The 21,698-nt window shown below is 43.6% G+C and carries 19 protein-coding genes; 7 read left to right on the forward strand and 12 right to left on the reverse strand.

Annotated elements, in window-relative coordinates:
- Nucleotides 1-168 precede the first annotated feature (168 nt).
- The gene (locus tag M3P07_RS04420) at nucleotides 169-1,800 is read left to right on the forward strand and encodes an ABC-F family ATP-binding cassette domain-containing protein (protein ID WP_249968683.1); all 1,632 of its coding nucleotides are present in this window, start codon (nucleotides 169-171) and stop codon (nucleotides 1,798-1,800) included.
- Nucleotide 1,801: 1 nt separating this feature from the next.
- Here M3P07_RS04420 and M3P07_RS04425 read toward each other — a convergent pair whose 3' ends face one another.
- Complete coding sequence (locus M3P07_RS04425; protein ID WP_319946558.1) at nucleotides 1,802-2,425, reverse strand: hypothetical protein; 624 nt, start codon at nucleotides 2,423-2,425, stop codon at nucleotides 1,802-1,804.
- A gap of 320 nt (nucleotides 2,426-2,745) precedes the next feature.
- Between M3P07_RS04425 and M3P07_RS04430 the strand changes: the two genes are divergently transcribed.
- Nucleotides 2,746-3,300: a fasciclin domain-containing protein gene (locus tag M3P07_RS04430; RefSeq protein ID WP_249968685.1), complete on the forward strand. Its 555-nt coding sequence runs from the start codon at nucleotides 2,746-2,748 to the stop codon at nucleotides 3,298-3,300.
- On the opposite strand, the gene pheT is transcribed toward M3P07_RS04430, so the two are convergent.
- On the reverse strand, nucleotides 3,292-5,712 hold the full coding sequence (gene pheT, locus M3P07_RS04435) for a phenylalanine--tRNA ligase subunit beta (RefSeq protein ID WP_249968686.1): 2,421 nt from the start codon (nucleotides 5,710-5,712) through the stop codon (nucleotides 3,292-3,294). The genes M3P07_RS04430 and pheT overlap by 9 nt on opposite strands.
- Before the next feature lie 129 nt (nucleotides 5,713-5,841).
- On the opposite strand from pheT, the gene M3P07_RS04440 reads away from it, so the two are divergent.
- Nucleotides 5,842-7,083: a peroxiredoxin family protein gene (locus tag M3P07_RS04440; RefSeq protein WP_249968687.1), complete on the forward strand. Its 1,242-nt coding sequence runs from the start codon at nucleotides 5,842-5,844 to the stop codon at nucleotides 7,081-7,083.
- Here the strand turns inward: M3P07_RS04440 and leuB are convergent.
- Together leuB and M3P07_RS04450 are read right to left on the reverse strand one after the other, a co-directional pair.
- Nucleotides 7,076-8,194 carry a 3-isopropylmalate dehydrogenase gene (gene leuB / locus M3P07_RS04445; RefSeq protein WP_249968688.1) on the reverse strand — a complete coding sequence of 373 codons (1,119 nt, stop codon included), beginning with the start codon at nucleotides 8,192-8,194 and terminating at the stop codon, nucleotides 7,076-7,078. The two genes, M3P07_RS04440 and leuB, sit on opposite strands and share 8 nt — an antisense overlap.
- A 26-nt stretch (nucleotides 8,195-8,220) precedes the next feature.
- Nucleotides 8,221-9,393: a 2-isopropylmalate synthase gene (locus tag M3P07_RS04450; RefSeq protein ID WP_249968689.1), complete on the reverse strand. Its 1,173-nt coding sequence runs from the start codon at nucleotides 9,391-9,393 to the stop codon at nucleotides 8,221-8,223.
- Between the two features lie 146 nt (nucleotides 9,394-9,539).
- Here M3P07_RS04450 and M3P07_RS04455 point away from each other — a divergent pair, with 146 nt between their 5' ends.
- Complete coding sequence (locus M3P07_RS04455) at nucleotides 9,540-11,084, forward strand: metallophosphoesterase family protein (RefSeq protein ID WP_249968690.1); 1,545 nt, start codon at nucleotides 9,540-9,542, stop codon at nucleotides 11,082-11,084.
- Here the strand turns inward: M3P07_RS04455 and M3P07_RS04460 are convergent.
- The 3 genes from M3P07_RS04460 to panB form a co-directional block, all read right to left on the reverse strand.
- Nucleotides 11,074-11,799, reverse strand: coding sequence for an RluA family pseudouridine synthase (locus M3P07_RS04460; RefSeq protein WP_249968691.1), 726 nt, complete (start codon nucleotides 11,797-11,799; stop codon nucleotides 11,074-11,076). The two genes, M3P07_RS04455 and M3P07_RS04460, sit on opposite strands and share 11 nt — an antisense overlap.
- On the reverse strand, nucleotides 11,796-12,146 hold the full coding sequence (locus M3P07_RS04465; protein WP_249968692.1) for a four helix bundle protein: 351 nt from the start codon (nucleotides 12,144-12,146) through the stop codon (nucleotides 11,796-11,798). The genes M3P07_RS04460 and M3P07_RS04465 overlap by 4 nt, the downstream gene beginning before the upstream one ends.
- A gap of 88 nt (nucleotides 12,147-12,234) precedes the next feature.
- A complete protein-coding gene (gene panB / locus M3P07_RS04470) occupies nucleotides 12,235-13,053 on the reverse strand; it encodes a 3-methyl-2-oxobutanoate hydroxymethyltransferase (protein ID WP_249968693.1) in 819 nt (272 codons plus the stop codon).
- Nucleotides 13,054-13,123: 70 nt separating this feature from the next.
- Between panB and M3P07_RS04475 the strand changes: the two genes are divergently transcribed.
- On the forward strand, nucleotides 13,124-13,609 hold the full coding sequence (locus M3P07_RS04475) for a nuclear transport factor 2 family protein (RefSeq protein ID WP_249968694.1): 486 nt from the start codon (nucleotides 13,124-13,126) through the stop codon (nucleotides 13,607-13,609).
- A gap of 3 nt (nucleotides 13,610-13,612) precedes the next feature.
- On the opposite strand, the gene M3P07_RS04480 is transcribed toward M3P07_RS04475, so the two are convergent.
- Genes M3P07_RS04480 through M3P07_RS04500 form a run of 5 tightly spaced genes read right to left on the reverse strand, consistent with a single transcriptional unit; the run spans nucleotide 13,613 to nucleotide 17,860 of the window.
- Nucleotides 13,613-14,839 carry a DUF3570 domain-containing protein gene (locus tag M3P07_RS04480; protein WP_249968695.1) on the reverse strand — a complete coding sequence of 409 codons (1,227 nt, stop codon included), beginning with the start codon at nucleotides 14,837-14,839 and terminating at the stop codon, nucleotides 13,613-13,615.
- A 9-nt stretch (nucleotides 14,840-14,848) separates the two neighbouring features.
- Nucleotides 14,849-15,070, reverse strand: coding sequence for a DUF4266 domain-containing protein (locus tag M3P07_RS04485; protein ID WP_249968696.1), 222 nt, complete (start codon nucleotides 15,068-15,070; stop codon nucleotides 14,849-14,851).
- Nucleotides 15,051-15,983: an FAD:protein FMN transferase gene (locus tag M3P07_RS04490; protein ID WP_249968697.1), complete on the reverse strand. Its 933-nt coding sequence runs from the start codon at nucleotides 15,981-15,983 to the stop codon at nucleotides 15,051-15,053. The genes M3P07_RS04485 and M3P07_RS04490 overlap by 20 nt, the downstream gene beginning before the upstream one ends.
- Nucleotides 15,984-15,986: 3 nt before the next feature.
- The gene (locus tag M3P07_RS04495; RefSeq protein WP_249968698.1) at nucleotides 15,987-16,400 is read right to left on the reverse strand and encodes a thioredoxin fold domain-containing protein; all 414 of its coding nucleotides are present in this window, start codon (nucleotides 16,398-16,400) and stop codon (nucleotides 15,987-15,989) included.
- Between the two features lie 35 nt (nucleotides 16,401-16,435).
- Nucleotides 16,436-17,860, reverse strand: a complete 1,425-nt coding sequence (locus tag M3P07_RS04500; RefSeq protein WP_249968699.1) for an L-serine ammonia-lyase — start codon at nucleotides 17,858-17,860, stop codon at nucleotides 16,436-16,438.
- A gap of 561 nt (nucleotides 17,861-18,421) precedes the next feature.
- On the opposite strand from M3P07_RS04500, the gene dnaK reads away from it, so the two are divergent.
- Nucleotides 18,422-20,332, forward strand: a complete 1,911-nt coding sequence (gene dnaK / locus M3P07_RS04505; RefSeq protein WP_249968700.1) for a molecular chaperone DnaK — start codon at nucleotides 18,422-18,424, stop codon at nucleotides 20,330-20,332.
- Between the two features lie 106 nt (nucleotides 20,333-20,438).
- Nucleotides 20,439-21,695, forward strand: a complete 1,257-nt coding sequence (locus M3P07_RS04510) for a hypothetical protein (RefSeq protein WP_249968701.1) — start codon at nucleotides 20,439-20,441, stop codon at nucleotides 21,693-21,695.
- Nucleotides 21,696-21,698: the final 3 nt, after the last annotated feature.

Here is a 21,698-nt window from a genome sequence, read left to right on the forward strand (position 1 = left end):
ATGGGAACAATCACATTCGACCAACAAAATTAAGGATAGCACGACCCATAGCTTGTTAATGGCTAGTTAAATGTTGTAAAAGCTTGTTTTTCTGTAGTTTAATAATATCGTTTTAAATTGGAAATACGAGAGGGTTTTAGCTACTTTTGCAGCAAAATTTTTTACGGCATGTTATCAGTATCAAATCTATCGGTACAATTTGGAAAAAGGGTGTTGTTTGATGAGGTCAATGTGACTTTTACCCATGGGAATTGCTATGGTATCATTGGGGCGAATGGAGCCGGAAAATCTACCTTTTTAAGGATTTTATCCGGACAGAACGATCCCACCTCAGGAAGTGTGAACTTGGAACCGGGGAAAAGAATGTCCATCCTGGAACAGGACCACAATGCTTACGACGAATTTCCAGTATTGGAATCCGTGGTAATGGGCAACAAGCCCCTTTTTAAGATAAAGAAGGAGATAGATGCCCTTTATGCTGATTATACTGATGAGAATGCTGAGAAAATCGGGGAGCTCCAAGTGCAGTTTGAGGAAATGAACGGATGGAACGCGGATAGCGATGCCGCCGCGCTTTTGTCCAATTTGGGAATCACGGAAGAACTGCATTATACAACCATGGCCGACATGGATTCCAAGTTAAAGGTGCGGGTTCTTTTGGCCCAGGCATTGTTCGGAAACCCGGATGTGCTGATCATGGATGAGCCTACCAACGACTTGGACTACGAGACTATAAATTGGTTGGAAAATTTCTTGGCCAACTACGACAACACTGTAATTGTAGTATCGCACGACCGTCACTTCTTGGATGCTGTCTGTACCAGTATCGCCGATATCGATTTTGGAAAAATCAATTTGTTCTCGGGGAACTATACCTTCTGGTACCAAAGTAGCCAGTTGGCGGCAAGACAACGTGCCCAACAGAATAAAAAAGCTGAGGAAAAAGCCAAGGAACTCCAAGAGTTTATCCAACGGTTCAGTGCCAATGTGGCCAAAAGTAAGCAGGCCACTTCACGGAAGAAGATGTTGGACAAGTTGAAGATTGAAGACATCAAACCATCTAGCAGAAGATACCCTGCCATTATTTTTGATCGTGAACGTGAGGCCGGGGACCAGATTTTGAACGTGGAGAATCTTTCGGCCACTTCGGAAGATGGCGATTTGCTGTTCCAAGACGTGAACATTAATTTGGCAAAAGGCGATAAGGTAGCTATTATCTCAAGGGATTCTAGAGCTACCACAGCTTTCTATGATATCGTAAACGGTGTGGCAAAAGCGGATAAGGGATCGTACCAATGGGGAGTGACCACGACTCAGTCTTATTTGCCGGCGGATAACGCCTCTTTTTTCAAACAGGATATCAATTTGGTGGATTGGCTACGCCAATGGGCCAAGACCGAAGAGGAGCGCGAAGAGGTCTATATTCGCGGATTCTTGGGTAAAATGTTGTTCAGCGGAGAGGAGGCCCTTAAAAAGTGCACAGTACTTTCAGGAGGGGAAAAGGTACGTTGCATGCTCAGCAGAATGATGATGCTTCGGGCCAATGTACTGTTGCTGGATGAACCCACGAACCACTTGGACCTGGAAAGTATCACCGCCTTTAACAATTCGCTCAAAAACTTTAAGGGAACCGTACTGTTAACCACCCACGATCACGAATTTGTGCATACGGTGGCCACCCGAATCATAGAGATTACCCCAAAGGGAACCATTGATCGTTATTTAAGTTTTGACGACTATATGTCGGACAAGTCCATTAAGGCGCAGCGCGATAAGATGTACGCCGTGGAAAGCGTTTAGGTTAGGGGTTAAAGTATTTGCTGTTCCAAATAGCGGGATTAAAGTTTTTCCCCAAGGCGAAGCCGTAAAATATGATCACGGCTGCAATCCATTTGAACATAAAAAAGAAGATGATCCAAAATTCGGCGGTGGTGTTGTTTTTGGAAAACAATCCATCTGGCACCAAAAGGGTTACCAAGTAACTCATCAAAACGGTGAACAACACCAAATTCACCATTCCTTTGAATGGCCAAACCAACCATTTCCGCAAAGGGTGCAAGTCATTTCCCCACTGGTGCACCAAGTAGAAGTAGTTATTGCCCATGGGAACAAAAAGTAGGGGGTCGTCCTTATCCTTTAATTTGAAAAGCTTGGACGGAGCCATGATTTTGAAGCCTTGCAGATCGGTATTGTGGATGGAATCCAATTCTTGGATGGCACTAAGCGCACAGGCCGGAAGTTCCCCTTTAAAAAAACGGCTGTCCAAAAAGCGAAGCCGGTAATCGATACAGATTTTCTTGATGTGTTCTAGATGGTAAATCCGGTGGGTTTCCAAGAGATCAAAATTGAAGGTATTGGAACCCGACTCATGTGAGGAAATTAGTTTGTCCTTTATACGATCTTGGGCCGTTATGTGACCCTTCAAGCTTTGTTGGATTTGTTTCAAAAAGTCCTCTTCCGAAATTTGTCCTTTTCGAAATTTTTGAAGTTTCTGCGCGATATTGGTCCTCTGGATTATCATGCTCAATCTGGGTTCAACACACTCAAAGTTAAGCATTTGAAAAGGAGGTGCTTTAGTTGCAAAAATCAACAAATGTTAACATTTTGTTAAATACCTGTCAGACGTCCATTTTAATGGGTGTTATTGACAAAAAAATGTATCTTATCGAAGTTTTTGGCATTTGAACGTAAAAACGTACAATTTCTACCTTCGGTTAGATCGTCCCAAAGATTTAGAACACTACTATGAAAGCCCTTTTTACCAAAGTCCTACTTGGCCTATGTTTTGCCTTTTCGGTACTGGTTTCCGCCCAGGAAACGGATACGGTTCCTCAAGAATTGGAGGTTGGTGAAAATGTAAATTCGGAACGTCATAAAATTTTATTGGAAGCTGTAAAAGCGACCGAAATGGATGTCATTTTGGAGAATTCAGGGCCATTTACGGTTTTTGCCCCTTCAGATGCAGCATTCCAGCGGTTTTCCAATGGTCGGATTGAGGAATTGTTAAACTCCAAGGATAAAAGTGAGCTTAAGACCCTTTTGGGTTACCATATTGTAGCAGGCCATTTGACAGCTTCACGAATGTTGAGGGCCATGTGCAGAGGAAATGGAAAAGCCAGTTTTACCACCATTCAAGGGAAAAAACTTGTGGCCCATTTGGAGGGCTACGACATTATCCTTACCGACTCAGTGGGCAACACGGCAAGAATTACCACAGCCGATGTAAGTCAGGGAAATCGAGTTATTCATGAAATAGACAGTGTGATCGTCCCAACACGGATGTGGGGTTCCTTACCTTAGTTCAGCACCCAATTCATTCTGGTACCGGGTCACCAACTTTGACATGATCTTATCAATCTGCTTGTCGGTCAAGGTTTTATTTTCATCCAACAGTGTAAAACTCACAGCGTAGGACTTTTTGCCTTCCGGAAGGTTTTTGCCCACGTACACATCAAATAGATTTACTTTTTTCAAAAGCTTCTTTTCCGTGGTCCAAGCGAGGTCGTATACTTGTTTAAAGGAAACTCCATCATCCAACAAAAGGGCAAGGTCTCTGGACACTTCAGGATACTTTGGAATATCCTGGAATACCACATTGTTCTTATTTACCAATTTAAGGATGGCGTCCCAATCGAGGTCGGCATAAAAGACCTCTTGCTTGATGTCAAATTCCTTTAGCAGGGCTTTGGACACCAAACCATAGCTACCCAGATGTTGGCCGTTTAGATAGCAGCTAAGCCCTTCGGAGAAAATTTTACCGGAGTAAGGTTTTGTCTGTACTCCCTTTAGACCAAGACGTTCAAAAATGGAATTGAGCGTCCCTTTCAAATGGAAGAAATCGGTGCTTTTGGAATCCGATATCCAACTGTTTGGATTTCTATCCCCGGTAATAAATACACATAAATGTTGACTTTCCAGATTATCCCCCGAAACTTTATGATAGGTTTTCCCGTATTCAAAAAGCTTTAAGTCGTTTTTCTGACGATTCAGGTTATACGCAATGGTCTGCAATCCGGAAAACAACATGCTGGTCCGAAGCACGGACAAATCGGAGCTCAATGGATTGAGCATGCGAACAGCCTCATTTTCAGTATCCAAAAGCGTTTGGGTTTCCGAAGCGACCAAACTATTGGTCATGGTTTCGTAAAATCCTTGGGCGGCCAACATATCCGCTACAACATCCTGGACCCTATGGTTTTCAAATTTGGACGTCTGTGCAATCGATGCAGTCAACTTCTCCTTATAATCGATATTATTATACCCGTATACGCGAAGGATTTCCTCGATAACATCAACCTCCCGTTCCACATCTACCCGGTAATGCGGAATGGTAAGCCCCAATCCAGACTCGGTTACATTGTTCACCTTGATCTCCAAAGAGGTCAAAATGGACTTGATGGTATCCCTAGGGATTTCCTGCCCAATGAGGGAGTTGATTTTATCGAAGGTTAGGAACACTTGTCTTTCCTGCGCCTTTTTGGGATATAGATCTACAACCTCAGAACTGATATCGCCACCGGCAATCTCCTTGATCAATAAAGCGGCCCGTTTTAAGGCATACTCAGTCATGTTGATGTCAATACCTCGTTCAAACCTAAAGGAAGCATCGGTGTTCAATCCGTGTCTTTTTGCCGATTTCCTAATGGAAACAGGGTCAAAATAGGCGCTTTCCAGGAAAATTGCCGAGGTATTCTCTGTGACTCCTGAATCGATTCCTCCAAATACCCCGGCAATGCACATGGGCTTATCCGAATCGCAGATCATAAGATCATCCGCATCCAATTCCCGTTCCACCTCATCCAAAGTGGTAAACTTGGTTCCAGAGGGTAGGGTTTTCACCTCGATTTTGCCTCCCTTTATTTTTGCCGCATCAAAAGCGTGCAAAGGCTGCCCCAGTTCGTGCAACACGTAATTGGTTACATCCACTACATTGTTGATCGGAGATAGGCCAATGGACTTAAGTCTATTTTTAAGCCAATCTGGGGATTCCTGTATAATGAGGTTGCTAATGGTAACACCACAATACCTTGGCGCCAATTGACTGTCTTCCACTTCCACATCAATTTTAAGCGAACGGTTGTCGATTAAAAAATTACTTGTGGATGGGGTCAAAAGCCCTTTTTGAATCTCTTGTTGCTCCAAACCTGCCTTTAGGTCACGCGCCACCCCAAAATGACTCATGGCATCTGCCCTGTTTGGGGTCAATCCGATTTCGAAGACATGGTCATTTTCAATGTCAAAGACTTCTGAACAAGGGGTTCCAGGTTCTAGGATGTCACTTAGGACCATGATGCCATCGTGACTCTCCCCAAGGCCCAGTTCGTCCTCGGCGCAGATCATTCCATGACTTTCCTCGCCTCGTATTTTTCCTTTTTTAATTTGCCAAGACTCCCCTTCTTTAGCGTAAAGTGTAGTTCCAATAGTGGCCACCGGGACTTTTTGCCCTGCTGCAACATTGGGTGCTCCACAAACTATTTGTACTGGAGATTCGCCACCTATATCTACCGAGGTGACCTTTAATCGGTCGGCATTCGGGTGTTTGTCGCAGCTTAGTACATGGCCAACAACCACGCCGTTCAATCCTCCCTTGACCGACTCAAAACTGGAGATTCCTTCAACCTCAAGACCCAAATCCGTTAACAATTCCCCGGTTTTTTCAGCCTCCCAATCAATCTGCAAAAACTGCTTAAGCCAGTTATAAGAAATCTTCATACCCAATTTTAAAGTGGACAAAGATAAAACAATAGGTGAAGACATTCAACGGAAAATAGCGTGGGATTTAGGGCTTTGCCCGTAAGTTTTGAAAGGGAATTCCGATATTTACCCCAAAATAGATTTGGTATGCACAGCGTCCGGTATTTTATCCTCGCATCATTTTTATTGTTGTTCTCCTGCGAAAGTGGCGAAACGCCATTACATCTTGGTGACTGGTGGGGCGCCATGGATGTTTCCCAAGAGGAGACCCTGCCGTTCAATTTCACCATTTCCAAGGACGCAAATGGAGATTATCTCATGAAGATGTACAATGCCGAAGAGGTAGTAATTGTTGATGAAATTGAGTTGAAGGACGGAACGATCAGAATTCAAATGCCCATTTTCGAGGGTTATATAGAAGGAACCTATGATGAAAATGGGATTCAGGGAAGCTTTATTAAAGAGAGTTTGAATCGCGTTGTACCCTTTCATGCCATTTATGGCAAGCGAGACCGTTTTGAGATTGCGGAAGATGCCACGGTGGATGTCTCCGGTGTTTGGGAAACCCATTTTAATATTGGCTTGGACAATGAGTATCCAGGAAAGGGGATTTTTTCACAATCCGGCAATAGGGTCACTGGAACCTACCGGACCAATACTGGGGATTATCGCTTTTTGGAAGGGGTGATCAGTGGAAACTCTTTAAAACTTTCCGCTTTTGACGGGGCCCATGTTTATCTTTTTACTGCTGAAGTTTCCGATAGTACCATGCAAGGTACTTTCTACAATGGAAATCATTCTGTTAGGCCATTTGTAGGTAAGCGCAATGATGCATTTGAGCTTCTTGATGCGAACTCACTCACTTATTTAAAGGAAGGGTATGAGGAATTCAATTTTTCTTTTGAGGACGAAACGGGCAAAATGGTGACCCTATCTGATCAGCGCTTTTTGGATAAACCGGTCTTGGTTCAGATTATGGGAACCTGGTGTCCAAATTGTTTGGATGAAACCCGATTCTACGTAGACTATTTAAAGCAGAACCCAGAAGTGGATATTGAATTCGTGGCCCTGGCCTTCGAATATGCCAAAACCAAAAAAAAGGCGCTGGAGGGGATTTCCCGACTCAAGGAAAGGGCAGGGGTGGAGTATCCGGTATTGTTGGCGCAATACGGTACATCGAGCAAGCAAAAGGCCAACGAAAAATTACCCATGTTAAACCATGTACTTTCATACCCCACCACAATTTATATCGACAAGGCAGGGGAGGTCAAAAAAATCCATACCGGATTTAATGGGCCCGCCACTGGCGAGAAATACGAAGCGTTTAAAAAAGAGTTTGAGGAAACTGTACAGGAACTGACCGAATCGGAGGCTTCTGTTTCTAAATGATTGTGGACTTGCCTAAATCGATGTTTTCATCATTCATATTGAAATCATCTTCAATGTCCACAATATTCTCCGCAATAAAATCTCCCACTTGATGGGTGCCATATTGACTCTTGGCATCCAAATCGGGAGTTACTATACCCTTTTTCAACGATTTGTCCACTGCCTCACGCACGGCCATCGCTTCTTCGAAAAGCCCAAAGTGTTCCAAGAGCATCGCTGCTGAAAGGATGGAAGCAACAGGGTTTGCAATATCCAATCCTTTGGCTTGGGGATATGAACCGTGAATGGGCTCAAACATAGCACTCTCCTCTCCCACAGAAGCAGAGGCCAGCAAACCGATAGATCCACCGATTACACTGCCTTCATCAGAAATTATATCACCGAACATGTTTTCTGTTAGGATAACATCGAACTGTTTTGGGTTAAGAATGATTTGCATGGCGGCATTGTCGACGAACATATAATCCAAACTCACTTCTGGATAGCTCTCCCCAATTTTGGTGACCACTTTTCGCCATAAGCGTGAAGATTCCAGCACATTGGCCTTATCCACCAACGTAAGTTTGTTTCGTCTATTTTTGGCCGCCTTGAAAGCCAAATGGGCAATTCGGCTAATTTCCTTTTCGGAATATTCGCAAAGGTCGGAGGCAACTGTTCCCTCTTCGTTAAGGTGCTTTTCACCAAAATAGATGCCTCCTGTCAATTCCCTGTAGATCATAAAATCCGTTCCGGAAATAATTTCGGGCTTTAACGGGGAATTCTTGATAAGGGCTGGGAATACTTTTACAGGCCTAATATTGGCAAAGAGTCCAAGTTGTTTTCTCAATTCCAGTAAACCTTGCTCGGGACGAACTTTAGCGTTTGGGTTGTTGTCGTATTTTGGATCGCCAATGGCTCCGAACAAAACGGCATCGGCTTCTTGGCAAAGTTTTAGGGTGCTATCTGGTAGCGGCTTCCCCTTTCTGTCTATGGCAATGGCCCCAACCTGGGCTTCCCGATAAATGAACTGGTGGTTAAAGGTTTCCTCAATGGCTTGGAGGCATTTGACTGCTTGGGCCAACACTTCGGGGCCAATACCATCTCCGGGCAGCAAGGCGATATTCAAGTTCATCCCAATGGTGATAAAAGGTGTTGCACCTAAGCCATGCTTTGGATGGATATTCCGCTGGTGTCTATAATTTCGTGGATATCATCATCCATGATTTCCTTTTTTCGATCGGCAAACTTCAGGAAGTTCTCATATACAACATCCAACTGCAATTTTGTAAGCTCGTAACCCACATTTTTTGCACGGTAAGCTAGCGCGGCACGACCACTTCGGGCTGTCAACACAATAGAGGATTCACTCACACCGACATCTTTGGGGTCAATGATCTCGTAGGTCTCCCGTTGTTTGATTACCCCATCTTGGTGAATTCCCGAACTGTGTGCAAAGGCATTCGAACCTACAATGGCCTTGTTTGGCTGCACGGGCATTCCCATTTTTTGGGACACCATTTGGCTCGTATCCAAAAGCAGTTGGCTATTGATATCGGTATCCAAGTTGAGATAAGGGTGCTGTCTTAAAATCATCACGACCTCTTCCAAGGATGTGTTCCCAGCGCGCTCCCCAATTCCGTTAATGGTACATTCTATTTGGCGGGCTCCGTTGATTACCCCTGCTATGGAGTTGGCAGTGGCCAATCCCAAATCGTTATGGCAATGACAAGAAAGAATCGCTTTGTCAATACCCTTTACATTTTCTTTGAGGTATTTCATTTTGGCTCCATATTCTTCTGGAAGACAGTATCCTGTGGTGTCTGGAATGTTCAAAACAGTAGCTCCGGCCTTGATTACCGCTTCGCAAACCCGGGCCAAAAATTCATTGTCGGTCCTACCGGCATCCTCGGCATAAAATTCCACGTCTTCCACAAATGACTTTGCATAGGAAACGGCTTCCACCGCGCGCTCAATAATTTTATCACGTGTGGAGTTGAATTTGAATTGGATATGGGAATCCGAAGTACCTATTCCGGTATGGATTCTAGGTCTTTTTGCAGCTTTGATGGCCTCTGCTGCCACTTCTATATCTTTTTTAACGGCCCTGGTAAGTCCGCAAACCGTAGCATTTTTTACCAATTGGGCTATCTCATGAACTGAGTTAAAGTCACCAGGACTTGAAATAGGAAAGCCGGCTTCGATGATATCGACCCCTAGTTCATCCAGCCTTTCAGCGATGACCAACTTTTGTTTTGTGTCCAATTTGCAACCCGGGACTTGTTCTCCATCCCTAAGGGTTGTGTCAAAAATTTGTACCTTATCTTTACCCATTATTTAAGCCAGTTTATTCTAATCTATACGAAGATAGTCCAGTGCTTGGCAAGAACGGTAAATTGCAAAAATCCATTACAACGTTAAATTGTATTTCAATAACCTTAAGTTGTTGAATAGCAAATGTTTAAAGTATATTTTTTACGATGACAAATACCCATAAGGACGCCTTGTTTGTGTTGATCGAGTCACTCTCCAAATCGGAAAAACGGCAGTTTAAACTGTATGTGGGGCGCTTGGGGGTGAATACGGACGCAAAGTTCTTGGCCTTGTTTAACCTGTTGGACAAAATGCGGACGTATGACGAGAAACAGATTTTGGATAGCGGGATCGTAAAAAAAGCGCAGCTTTCCAATTTGAAGGCACACCTCTACAAGCAGATTTTGGTTAGTCTACGATTGAATCCTGTGAACCAAAACATCAGGGTTCAAATTCGGGAGCAGTTGGATTTTGCCACCATTCTTTATCAGAAAGGACTTTACAAACAAAGTTTGAAGATTTTGGACAAGGCCAAAAATATGTCCATTGAAAACGAGGAAAAGAATGTGGCCTATGAGATCGTGGAACTGGAAAAAATTATTGAAACCCAATATATTACCCGGAGTATACCCCATAGGGCAGATGAATTAGCCAAGCAGGCAAAGGAATTGTCCGAGGACAATGTGATGACCAGTAAGCTTTCCAATCTTTCCCTTCAGTTGTATGGGATGATGTTGAAGGTGGGATATGTGCGCAATGACGAGGACCTCAAAAAGGTACAGAGCTACTTCGAGGCCCAATTGCCTTTGGTCGATATTGAAAAACTTGGTTTTCGGGAAAAGTTATGGCTCTACAAAGCACATTTGTGGTACAGTCTGTTGACCCAGGATTTTCTTTCTTCCTACAAATATGCGAGCAAATGGGTGGATCTTTTCTACGACAATAAGGAAATGATTTCCCTAAACCCGGTTTTTTACCTGAAGGGAAACCACTATTTGCTGGAGGCCTTGTTTTTTGTGAAATACGCGTCGCAATTCAAGGACACTTTGGAACGATTGGAAGCGCAGGTAAACAGCTCCGGATTTCCAAGCAATGATAATATTGCTTCCCTCGCCTTTTTGTACATCAACTCCAACAAATTGAACTTACATTTTTTAGAGGGAACCTTTGATAAAGGGCTGTATTTGGTGAACATTGTAGAGTATGGCATCAAAAAACACAGGGCGCGGATTGATGAGCACCACATTATGCTCTTGTACTATAAAATAGCCTGTTTGTATTTTGGTACCGGCGATCACAAGAACTGCATTGTTTATCTCAAAAAAATCATTTCCAACAAGAATCTAAAAATGCGGGAGGATCTAATGTGCTTTGCCCGGGTACTCAGTCTGGTAGCGCATTATGAGGCCGGGATGGATTATCATTTGGAAGTACAACTTAAGAGTACCTATAAGTTCTTGTTGAAAATGAACGATTTACACGCCGTTCAAAAGGAAATGATCAAATTTCTTCGAAGCCTTGGGGATATTTATCCGAGCGACCTTCGGAACGAATTCCAAAAACTATACAACGAACTCAAAAAATATGAGAACCATCCCTATGAGAAACGTGCTTTTCTGTACTTGGATATTCTTTCTTGGTTGGAAAGTCACTTGCACAACAAGCCTGTTGCACAGGTGATTAGGGAAAAAGCCTTGGCGGTCACTCGCTAATACATGCGTTCCAAATGGGGTCGTCAGGTGGTGGGGCCGTAAAGGAAATCAATTCCTTTTTCACGGGGTGCTCCAATTCCAATTTTCGGGCGTGAAGGTGGATACCACCATTTTTGTTACTTCGCGCCGCGCCGTATTTTAAATCCCCTTTGATTACACATCCAATAGCGGCCAATTGTGCCCTAATTTGATGATGCCTTCCTGTCTTCAAATCGATTTCCAAAAGATGGTAAGACTCCAGTTGTTTAAGCATTCGATATACCAACACGGCTTTTTTACTGTTGGGAACTTCCTTTACATGGGCGTACGATTTGTTCTGCTTTGGATTCCTTACAAGCCAGTGGGTCAATTCCGCACTTGCTTCTTCTGGCGCTTGCTTGACTATTGCCCAATAGGTTTTTTTTGTTTTTCCTTCGGAAAACAATTTGTTGAGCCGAGGTAGGGCCTTGGAGGTTTTGGCAAAAACGATAATGCCCGTTGTAGGTCTATCCAAACGGTGCACCACACCCAAATATACATTACCCGGTTTGTTATATTTTGCCTTCAAATATTGTTTGACCACCTCGCTTAAGGGAACATCACCCGTTTTATCTCCTTGCACAATGTCTCCGGCCCGTTTGTTGACAACAATAAGGTGGTTGTCTTCGAAAAGAACGATGAGATTTGATTTATTGGATTTTTGGATTTTTGGATTTTTCGATAACTCCGAATTCACCGTAGGGAAGATTTAAATTTAGATGTCATTTTAATCATTGATTCCAGGTGCTTTAGAAGAGATTCCAGTTCTAGATTTCCAAGAAACTTCATATCATTTGAAATCAATAATTGGGTCTCCAATTCGTACATTGAACCTATAGCAATTTCCAAAAACCTGGAAAACTCTTTGTTCGAGTGTCTAGAGCAACATTCTGCAATGTTACTTGGAATTGAGATGGAAGCTCGCCTTAACTGATTAATCAGGCCATATTTTTCCGATTCTGGGAATGATGCGGTTGTTAAGCAGATTTCAGGGCAAAATGCCCGTCCTCTTTTCCATATTTCCAAATCTTTAAACCTATGCATGTAATAGATATTTAATGGCTTGGGATTAAGAGGCTGGTCGAATTCTAAAAATCAAATAACTAAGAATCCAAAAATCCAACAAGCTGTATCAGTATTGTTCACTTTCATTGGGGAAATCGCGACGCTTCACATCATCCACATATTGCGAGATGGCATTACCCATATCTTCATATAGATTCATGTAACGCCTTAAGAATCGTGGATTGAATTCGTGTGTCATCCCTAGAAGGTCATGAACAACCAACACTTGGCCATCCACACCACCACCTGCTCCAATTCCAATAATTGGGATAGAAACACTTTCGGCCACCTCTTGGGCTAATTTTGCTGGAATTTTTTCCAAAACAATTCCAAAACAACCCAATTCCTCAAGCATTTTGGCATCTTCCTTCAACTTTTGGGCCTCCTCTTCCTCCTTAGCCCTAACGGTGTAGGTTCCAAATTTGTAGATGGATTGTGGCGTCAATCCTAAATGCCCCATTACAGGGATTCCTGCTTCAAGAATCCGGGTAACCGATTGATTTATTTCAGAGCCACCTTCAACTTTTACGGCATGTGCGCCACTTTCCTTCATAATGCGGATGGCAGACCGCAAGGCCTCTTTTGAGTCACTTTGATAACTCCCAAAGGGAATGTCTACCACAACTAGTGCTCTTTTGGCAGCCCTGACAACTGAGCTGGCATGGTAAATCATTTGGTCCAAGGTAATGGGCAAGGTGGTTTCATGGCCAGCAATGACATTACTTGCGGAATCACCCACTAGGATGACATCTACATTCGCGGCATCCACAATTTTGGCCATCGAATAATCGTAAGAGGTGAGCATGGAGATTTTCTCCCCATTTTGTTTCATCTCGATCAAGGATTTGACCGTTACCCTCTTGTACTCTTTTTTTGCAACTGACATTCCGTTGGGTTTTAGGAGCTAAATGTAAGCAGATTTGTTTAAATTGGACTGCAATCAAAAAACAACAAAAATGAAAACAATCTTTACGCTTATTCTATCCTTGTTTGTAGTTGTCCAACTTTCCGCCCAAGGACCAAATCCTGACGGGTATGAAGCGGATAAGGCAGCAGTTAAAAAAGTTATTGAGACTTTTTTTGATGGATTTCACAAGCAGGATTCCACGATAATCAACAGTACCGTGGCTGACCATGTGGTGCTCCAAACTACCGGACGTGACAAGGAGGGGAAGACAAGGTTCAGAAACGAAGAGTTTTCAAAATTCATTCAATCGATTACCAGTATTCCCGATAGTATCAATTTCCAGGAAAAGCTGACTTCATATTCCATTCAGGTGGACCGTACCATGGCGAATGCCTGGGTGGGTTACGAATTTTGGCTGAACGACCAATTTAGCCATTGTGGCATCAACTCTTTTCAGTTGGTCAATTTTGATGGGGAATGGAAGATTATCTACCTGATTGATACCCGTGGCAGGGCAGGTTGCCTAGACGAATAAAAACTAATTTTTCTTACGGAATTTTCTTTTTTGCACCCTTCGCTTTTTTAGGAAATTAAAAGAGGTGGATACCGTATGCGCCCTTAACCCATTGGACCGGGAATAGAAGAAGTATCTGAACGAAAAATTATGCAACCCCTTGTTTTTACGGTTTGTTGGCCAATGACTCCATCCCATTCCAATGGTCAATGAATTGATGGAAGACAGGTCATAGTCAGAGGTATAGTAAGTGTCGTTGGGATTATGTTCTCCCTTTGGCGCAAAGTACTTGGAACCTTGTTGGGTATGGTATCTGAGACTGGGAAGCAGTGTCCACTTCGGACTGAGTTTAATGGCTGTTTCATGATCCAAGGTGAGGGCCAGAATTCCGAAATCGTCCATATAGGTGCCTAAAGTGTTTTTGAGGATAATACCATTTTGGGTAAACCGGTTCCATTTCAGGGAAATTGCCAATTTCTGTCTTTCCTCGGGGAGTTGTTCAACAGCCCTTGAATCATCCGTAAAGAAAACCCGGTGGAAGGGGGTTGCCAACAAGCCTTTCTGTAAACTAAGTGCCGAAAAAATACCCACTGTATTTCTCTGGTCCACAACTTGGGTGAACCCCAAATTGAGATTGTAGGAGTCCCGCTCATACTCGTCGTACCATTCCTGAAAGCGCAGTTCTATGGGATAGATCAAGAATTGTGGCTCGGCAAGAAAGCCACCTTCCAGACGCCCCCATCGTAAATCATCATTGAATATTTGTAGTTCTGCGGAATAGGTTCTCATATCATTTTCGGAAGTCTTGGTCACCGACAGGTACTTACCCACGGACGCATAATCCGATTCAATGGAACCACTTAGACCCACACTGAGACTCATTTTACTTTTTTCAATATATCGGGTGTAATGCAAACTCGTGTAGGTTCGTGCATCCAATCGGGATGCCGATGATTTTATTCGATCAATATTGTCCGTAGAAGCTGAGGAGATAATATCCGCCCCCAATTGAAAATTGAAGCCGTTTTTTCCAATGCTCTTATTTAGGTTGAACGAGGGGCCGTATACAATTAAACGTTCGGTACCCTCGCCGCCCGTTACCGCAGAATTGTCCCCGTTCTGGAGATAGTGGTTGTACAAGAGTTCTACTTGGGTCTCTTTTACCTTGAATTCAGAAGCTTCCCGCTTTTGTGCCTTGGCCATGAGCATGGAAAATGCAAGACTCCCAACAAGTACCGTGCGTTTGTTCATAGGCCTTAACTAGTTGCAACCGCAGCCCCCACTGCCTTTTTTTCCTCCTGGAATAATTGCACCTTCCCTAATTGCACAGACATAATGCTGAAATTTGTTGGCACTGGTCCCGGACATAGACATTTCGGGATCATTGATATACTGTCGTTCATAAGGTTTTAGAGTTGTGGAACACGACCCTAGCGAAGTCACCGCCAACAGTAACAAAAATCTAAGAAGGAACGGCTTCATATTGCAATTGTTTGGAGAAGAATACCTTGTTTTGAGCATTGACAATAATCCCGTGGGTATGGGGTAATTGGTTCAGAAAGGACATTCCCTTCTGTGGGCCCATGGAATACACCGCAGTTGCCAAAGCATCCGAAAGCTCTGCACTCGGAGAAAATACGGAAACGCTCTTGACCCCGGTTACAGGGAAGCCCGTTTTCGGGTTGATATTGTGGGAATACCGTATTCCCTGAAACATGAAATGTTGTTCGTAATCCCCAGAAGTGGCCACTGAAGCATGGTTTAGGGGAATGTGGAATAGGGTTTGATCCTGGTTGTCGGGGTTGGCAATACCTATTTTCCATGCTTCGCCTTTTTCGTCCGTTCCAAACGCGGTAAGGTCCCCACTGGCATCAATATAACCCCCAGGGATTTCGTAGTTTTTCCATTTTTGTCGAACCACATCGGCTGCGTATCCCTTGCCTATGGCGGCTAAGCTTATCCGCATTTCTTTTTGGGTCAACAAGGCGGTATTGTTTTTTGCGTCCAATTGCAGATGGCTATAGCCTACATGTTTTAGGGTGTTGGAAATCCTCTTTTTGTTTGGGAAGGCGACTTCCTTGTTTTTAAATTGATACAGTTGTTTGAGCGCCCCCATTGTAATATCGAAATACCCATCGGAAAGATTGGAGATTTGCTGAGACCGGTGCAGCAGTTGCAAAACTTCTGGTTCGACCTCCACAGGTTTTATTCCAGCATTTAGATTGATTTTGGAAATGGTGGAATCCTCGCGGAACTCGGTTAAAAGATGTTCAATCCGTTGGATTTCGCGAATCCCGTCTTCCAAAATTCTCATCGCTTCGGATTCGCTATCCGCCACGACGCCCAACTCAAAAGAACAGCCCATTAGTTTATGTCGTCTTCTGAAGCGCTTCATCCGTTATTCTTTTAGATTGGCGGCTATTTGGTCCATAAAATCTTCGCAGCTTTGATCAAGATATTCCAACATCTGTAACTCCTCCGAGTCTGAACTCGTCAATATAATGGTGGGAAAGACACCCTTGAAGCCATACTTCTCCGCCATTTTGGCGTTGTATTGTTGGGTGGCTTGGTCCAGTTGCTTCCGTTGTGGAAAGTCAATCCGCTCTATGGAGATATTATTTTGCTCCATAAAGTTGACAAAGACAGCTTTGGTCAACACATTTTTTTCGAGCCGAATGCAATTCACGCACCAGTCCGAGCCTTCGAAAAGAATTAGTTTGTGCTCCTTGGCTTCTGTTTCCCTGGGACTAAAGGATAAGGAAAGTAAAAGTACCAGAACAAATCCAAATGGGAAAAGTCTTGAGGTTGACATATTTTGGAATTCTATATTATGTTTTGTTGACTATGCTAACAATCACTTAAAAAGACGCCTACAGCAAGTCCGCCCTCCGAGGTTTCCTTGTATTTGGTGTTCATGTCCTTGGCAGTCTCCCACATGGTGCTAACCACTTTGTCCAAGGGCACTTTGGCATCTTTAGGGTCGGAATCCAAGGCCAACTCAGCGGCATTAATGGCTTTTATCGCCCCCATGGAATTCCGCTCGATACAGGGTACTTGTACCAAACCGCCAATAGGATCGCAAGTAAGGCCCAAATGATGTTCCATGGCTATTTCCGCAGCCATCAAAACCTGTTCTGGACTGCCACCCAAAAGTTCGGTCAAAGCACCGGCGGCCATGGCCGAAGACACTCCGATTTCTGCTTGGCATCCACCCATCGCTGCCGAGATGGTGGCACCTTTCTTAAAGATACTTCCTATTTCGCCCGCCACCAATAAAAACGTTTTAATGTGCTCAAAATTCGCCTTATGGTTTTCGATGACCATATAGTACATCAAAACAGCGGGAATTACACCTGCACTTCCATTAGTGGGCGCGGTAACCACTCTTCCTAAAGAAGCATTGACTTCATTGACGCTCAAAGCAAAACAACTCACCCATTTTAGGATCTGTCTGAATTTTACCCGAGTCTTCCGAATGACTTCCAACCATTCCTGGGGATTGGCATAGGGGAGTTCTCCTTTTAGTTTTTGGTGCATTTCAAAGGCTCTACGCCGTACATTTAGTCCGCCAGGCAATGTTCCCTCGGTATGGCACCCGAGATACATGCACTCCAACATGGTATTCCAGATTCTTCGCAATTCTGAATCTATCTCGGTTGTAGGCCTCAAGGAAAGTTCATTTTCTAGCACCACTTCTGAAATTGAAGCTATTTTGGTTTCACAATACCCAAGTAACTCGTCCCCTGTTTTAATAGGACAGGGAAAAGTTTTAAAAACAGCCTTGTTTTCTTTGGAATGGGAAAGGTCTTTCTTTACCACAAATCCACCTCCGATGGAATAGAAGGTTTCCGAGACTGTTTTCCCATCCTCAAGTTGGGCCTCAAAGCACATCCCGTTGGCATGAAAAGGAAGAAACTCCTTTTTGAAAACTATATCGTCATCAAAACTAAATGGGATTTTTCGAATCCCTCCCAATGCAAGTTGTCCAGATTTCTTTAGATTTTCGAGCGTTGGGTCGATGGTCTCTGTGGGCACAGTTTCGGGATCACTGCCAATTAAACCCATGATTACCGCAATATCGGTAGCATGCCCTTTACCGGTCAAGGAAAGGGAACCGTAGAGATAGACCTTTACGATGGTCACGGAATTAAAATGGTTGTTGCTTTTTAGCTCGTTGACCCATTGTTCGGCTGCCCGCCAAGGCCCCAAAGTGTGGGAACTTGAAGGCCCTACACCAATTTTTAGCATATCAAAAACGCTGATACATTCCACAGGCAAAATCGTTTTATCAAATATAAGAAGAGCGGATAAGTTAGCTACAAGAAGTTTTACCGACGACGCAATAATCAATGAACAGTAAACAATGAACAATGAACAATGAACAATGAACAATGAACAATGAACAATGAACAATGAACAATGGCCAATTAACTTTAATCCTTTACCAAACTCCAAACTCCAAACTCCAAACTCCAAACACCAAACACCAAACTCCAAGCACCAAGCACCAAATCCCAAGCACCAAACTTCAAGCACCGCGCATCAAGCATCAGGCACCAAATCTCAAATCCCAAATTCCAAACTCCAAGCACCAAGCACCAAGCACCAAGCACCAAATTCCAAATTCCAGACTCCCGTTCTAATCGTTTTCAATTTTCCCTTTTTCACTTTGCATTGATGTAAGGCGCCAAACTCCAAGCAACTAGCATCCAACTCCAACCACCAAACACAAAATTTCATCTGCCACCTTGTCATATTCTTTGCCATGGCATGAACATTGTCACTCATAGAGCGAGACAAAAATGAATTTTCAACGATATAACTTTAAATAAAATGAGCAAAATTATAGGTATAGACTTGGGTACGACCAACTCCTGCGTCTCTGTAATGGAGGGTAACGAGCCTGTGGTAATTCCCAATGCGGAAGGGAAGCGAACCACACCTTCTGTTATCGCCTTTGTTGAGGGCGGTGAAATTAAGGTGGGAGATCCTGCCAAACGACAGGCTGTGACCAATCCACATAAAACCATTTATTCTATCAAACGTTTTATGGGGAACAAATTTTCCGAATCGCAAAAAGAAGCGAATCGTGTTCCTTACAAGGTTGTAAAGGGTGACAACAATACACCAAGGGTAGATATAGACGGACGTTTGTATACACCTCAGGAACTTTCGGCCATGATTCTTCAAAAAATGAAGAAGACAGCTGAGGATTACTTGGGCCAAGATGTGTCCAGGGCGGTAATCACAGTCCCTGCATATTTTAACGATTCACAAAGACAGGCAACCAAAGAGGCCGGAGAGATTGCAGGTTTGACCGTGGAGCGAATCATCAACGAGCCTACAGCCGCTTCTTTGGCCTATGGTCTTGATAAAAAAGATACCGATCAAAAAATTGTTGTTTTCGATTTTGGAGGAGGAACACACGATGTTTCCATTTTGGAATTGGGTGATGGTGTTTTTGAGGTGTTGGCCACTGATGGAGATACACACCTTGGAGGAGATGATGTTGACCAAAAGATCATTGACTGGTTGGCAGAGGAATTCAAGAATGATGAAGGATTAGACCTAAGGGAAGATGCCATGGCCTTGCAACGTTTGCGCGAAGCAGCCGAAAAGGCTAAAATTGAATTGTCGGCATCTGCCCAGACCGAGATCAACTTGCCTTATGTAACGGCAACAGCTTCTGGACCCAAGCACTTGGTTAGAACCTTGAGCCGCGCCAAATTTGAGCAATTGATCGAGGATTTGGTGAAAAGAACCATAGAACCTTGTGAAACTGCCCTTAAAAGCGCAGGACTTTCCAAAAGTGATATCGACGAGATTATCTTAGTAGGGGGATCTACCCGAATTCCTGCCGTACAGGAAGCTGTTGAGAAGTTCTTCGGGAAAAAACCTTCCAAAGGTGTTAACCCTGACGAGGTGGTTGCTGTTGGAGCCGCAATCCAAGGGGGCGTATTAACAGGGGATGTAAAGGATGTACTCCTTTTGGATGTTACCCCACTTTCCTTGGGAATCGAAACTATGGGAAGCGTGTTTACCAAATTGATCGAGGCGAACACAACAATTCCTACGAAAAAATCACAGGTGTTCTCCACAGCAGCGGATAACCAACCTTCGGTTGAAATCCATGTGTTGCAAGGGGAAAGACCCATGGCTGCAGATAACAAAACAATCGGTAGATTCCACTTGGATGGGATTCCACCCGCGCCAAGAGGTACACCTCAAATTGAAGTGACCTTTGATATTGATGCCAATGGTATTATCAAGGTATCTGCCACGGACAAGGCCACGAACAAAACGCAGGATATCCGAATCGAGGCTTCTTCTGGCTTGACCGATGAGGAAATCCAAAAAATGAAGGCAGAAGCTGAAGCCAATGCCGAAGCGGATAAAGCGGCCAAAGAAAAAGCTGACAAGTTGAACGAGGCAGATGGAATGATCTTCCAGACCGAAAAACAACTTAAGGAGTTTGGCGATAAACTTTCCGATGACAAGAAAAAGCCAATTGAGGATGCCTTGGAAGAATTGAAGAAAGCTTACGAGACCAAAGACGTTGCGGTGATCGAACCAGCTTTGGAGAAGATCAACGAAGCTTGGAAAGTTGCCTCTGAGGAAATGTACAAGGCCCAGGCGGAAGCCCAAGCCAATGGCTCAGCTGATGCTGCGGCTGGAGACGCTGGAGCCAGTGACTCCGCAGAAGGAGATAACGTTGAAGACGTTGATTTTGAAGAAGTGAAATAAACACTCCTAGAATCATAATTTAAAAGATGCCCTACAATAAAATGTAGGGCTTTTTTTTATTTTTGTTTACGAAGGTTTAAAACTTGATGTTCCAAATTTTACCATTATGAGGTACGCATACTCCATAGTTATACTGCTGCTCTTATTCTCTTGTAGCTCATCCAACGAATTGCCCAATGAGGGTGTAAATGACGATGAAGTGGTTGATACCAACAATCCACCCGTCGAAGAGGAGGACCCTGTTGAGGAGGAAGAGGAAGAGGAATTCGATCCAGTCGAAAAAGAGTATAATCTTGAAATCTTAACCACCTCTGGGGATGATGAGATACAGCTGAGCCTGGAATACGTCTCGGGAAATGTGGTAGAAACCAATCTTACCCAAGAGTTGGGCATACAAAAAACCGATTATTACATCCGGGAAATTGAGAACAGTCTTCTAAGCTTCCATTCTTGGCCATCCAGTTATACCTCGATCAGCACCTATCAGAAGGATGTAATTAGTGGATCCATTGATATAACTGAAGATTACTGTATTCTCCCACCCGATGCAAATGGGGTAAATAATGGGATTTCCCTCTATACAGGGAACCAAAACAAACTGGTTTTGGTGCATTCCACTTATGATATTCCGGTGACCTTGGAACAATATTATGTTACGATTTATGACAAGGCTTCTGGGGAATGCAAACAAGTTGAGCTTGATCCCAATCCCAAGGCTAACCAAATATCTCTGGGTATCCAGTTCCAAATAATAAACGAAGACGTGCTGGCACTGCTTTACGTTACTGGGGACAATTTAAATCCAACAGTTGCCTTCATTGATTTGGAATCGGCAACCGTTCTCAGTAGTAAGATCTTTAATAGGTTTTCCGCAGGAAGCTTTTATAATGGAGATTTTCTGGCCATCCGACTGGAGTCCAGTAACTTCTTGATAGAAACCTATGATATCCAAAGTTTTGAATTGGAAAGCACCAAAACGGCCAACGGACTCCCTAGCATTCTCTATGGGCTATCCCACACCGTATTTTTCAACGACCAATTTAGTTTTGAGAAAGTATACCCAGCATCTGAACATTATAGAAGGCAACCCGCAATCTATGATATGGGAAGTGATAAAGTTGTTGAGGGGAATCAACCTTTTCTGGAAGAATTGGCTGTTGACTTACAAGATGAACTGGGTACTGCTCCCATTTTTCCCGTACGAAAGGTGGATGTGGAGAACAGGAACATAATTTTGGGCTACGATCGCAATGATGGTTCCGAAACAGGAGGAATTGTTTTTACCAATTTTGATTTAGAGGTCTATAAGGTAGTAGAATTGGATTATGTGCCTGAGGAAATCATAATCAAGAGTGTTAACTAGAAT

Origin of the sequence: Flagellimonas myxillae (assembly GCF_023502235.1) — a bacterium.
Taxonomy (GTDB): domain Bacteria; phylum Bacteroidota; class Bacteroidia; order Flavobacteriales; family Flavobacteriaceae; genus Flagellimonas; species Flagellimonas myxillae.

What these genes read in the sequence shown, in the direction of transcription:
- M3P07_RS04420 (WP_249968683.1), top strand. Translation starts at nt 169, where the DNA reads ATGTTATCAGTATCAAATCTATCGGTACAATTTGGAAAAAGGGTGTTG.
- M3P07_RS04430 (WP_249968685.1), top strand. Translation starts at nt 2,746, where the DNA reads ATGAAAGCCCTTTTTACCAAAGTCCTACTTGGCCTATGTTTTGCCTTT.
- pheT (WP_249968686.1), bottom strand. Translation starts at nt 5,712, where the DNA reads ATGAAGATTTCTTATAACTGGCTTAAGCAGTTTTTGCAGATTGATTGG.
- M3P07_RS04440 (WP_249968687.1), top strand. Translation starts at nt 5,842, where the DNA reads ATGCACAGCGTCCGGTATTTTATCCTCGCATCATTTTTATTGTTGTTC.
- leuB (WP_249968688.1), bottom strand. Translation starts at nt 8,194, where the DNA reads ATGAACTTGAATATCGCCTTGCTGCCCGGAGATGGTATTGGCCCCGAA.
- M3P07_RS04450 (WP_249968689.1), bottom strand. Translation starts at nt 9,393, where the DNA reads ATGGGTAAAGATAAGGTACAAATTTTTGACACAACCCTTAGGGATGGA.
- M3P07_RS04455 (WP_249968690.1), top strand. Translation starts at nt 9,540, where the DNA reads ATGACAAATACCCATAAGGACGCCTTGTTTGTGTTGATCGAGTCACTC.
- M3P07_RS04465 (WP_249968692.1), bottom strand. Translation starts at nt 12,146, where the DNA reads ATGCATAGGTTTAAAGATTTGGAAATATGGAAAAGAGGACGGGCATTT.
- panB (WP_249968693.1), bottom strand. Translation starts at nt 13,053, where the DNA reads ATGTCAGTTGCAAAAAAAGAGTACAAGAGGGTAACGGTCAAATCCTTG.
- M3P07_RS04475 (WP_249968694.1), top strand. Translation starts at nt 13,124, where the DNA reads ATGAAAACAATCTTTACGCTTATTCTATCCTTGTTTGTAGTTGTCCAA.
- M3P07_RS04480 (WP_249968695.1), bottom strand. Translation starts at nt 14,839, where the DNA reads ATGAACAAACGCACGGTACTTGTTGGGAGTCTTGCATTTTCCATGCTC.
- M3P07_RS04485 (WP_249968696.1), bottom strand. Translation starts at nt 15,070, where the DNA reads ATGAAGCCGTTCCTTCTTAGATTTTTGTTACTGTTGGCGGTGACTTCG.
- M3P07_RS04490 (WP_249968697.1), bottom strand. Translation starts at nt 15,983, where the DNA reads ATGAAGCGCTTCAGAAGACGACATAAACTAATGGGCTGTTCTTTTGAG.
- M3P07_RS04495 (WP_249968698.1), bottom strand. Translation starts at nt 16,400, where the DNA reads ATGTCAACCTCAAGACTTTTCCCATTTGGATTTGTTCTGGTACTTTTA.
- dnaK (WP_249968700.1), top strand. Translation starts at nt 18,422, where the DNA reads ATGAGCAAAATTATAGGTATAGACTTGGGTACGACCAACTCCTGCGTC.
- M3P07_RS04510 (WP_249968701.1), top strand. Translation starts at nt 20,439, where the DNA reads ATGAGGTACGCATACTCCATAGTTATACTGCTGCTCTTATTCTCTTGT.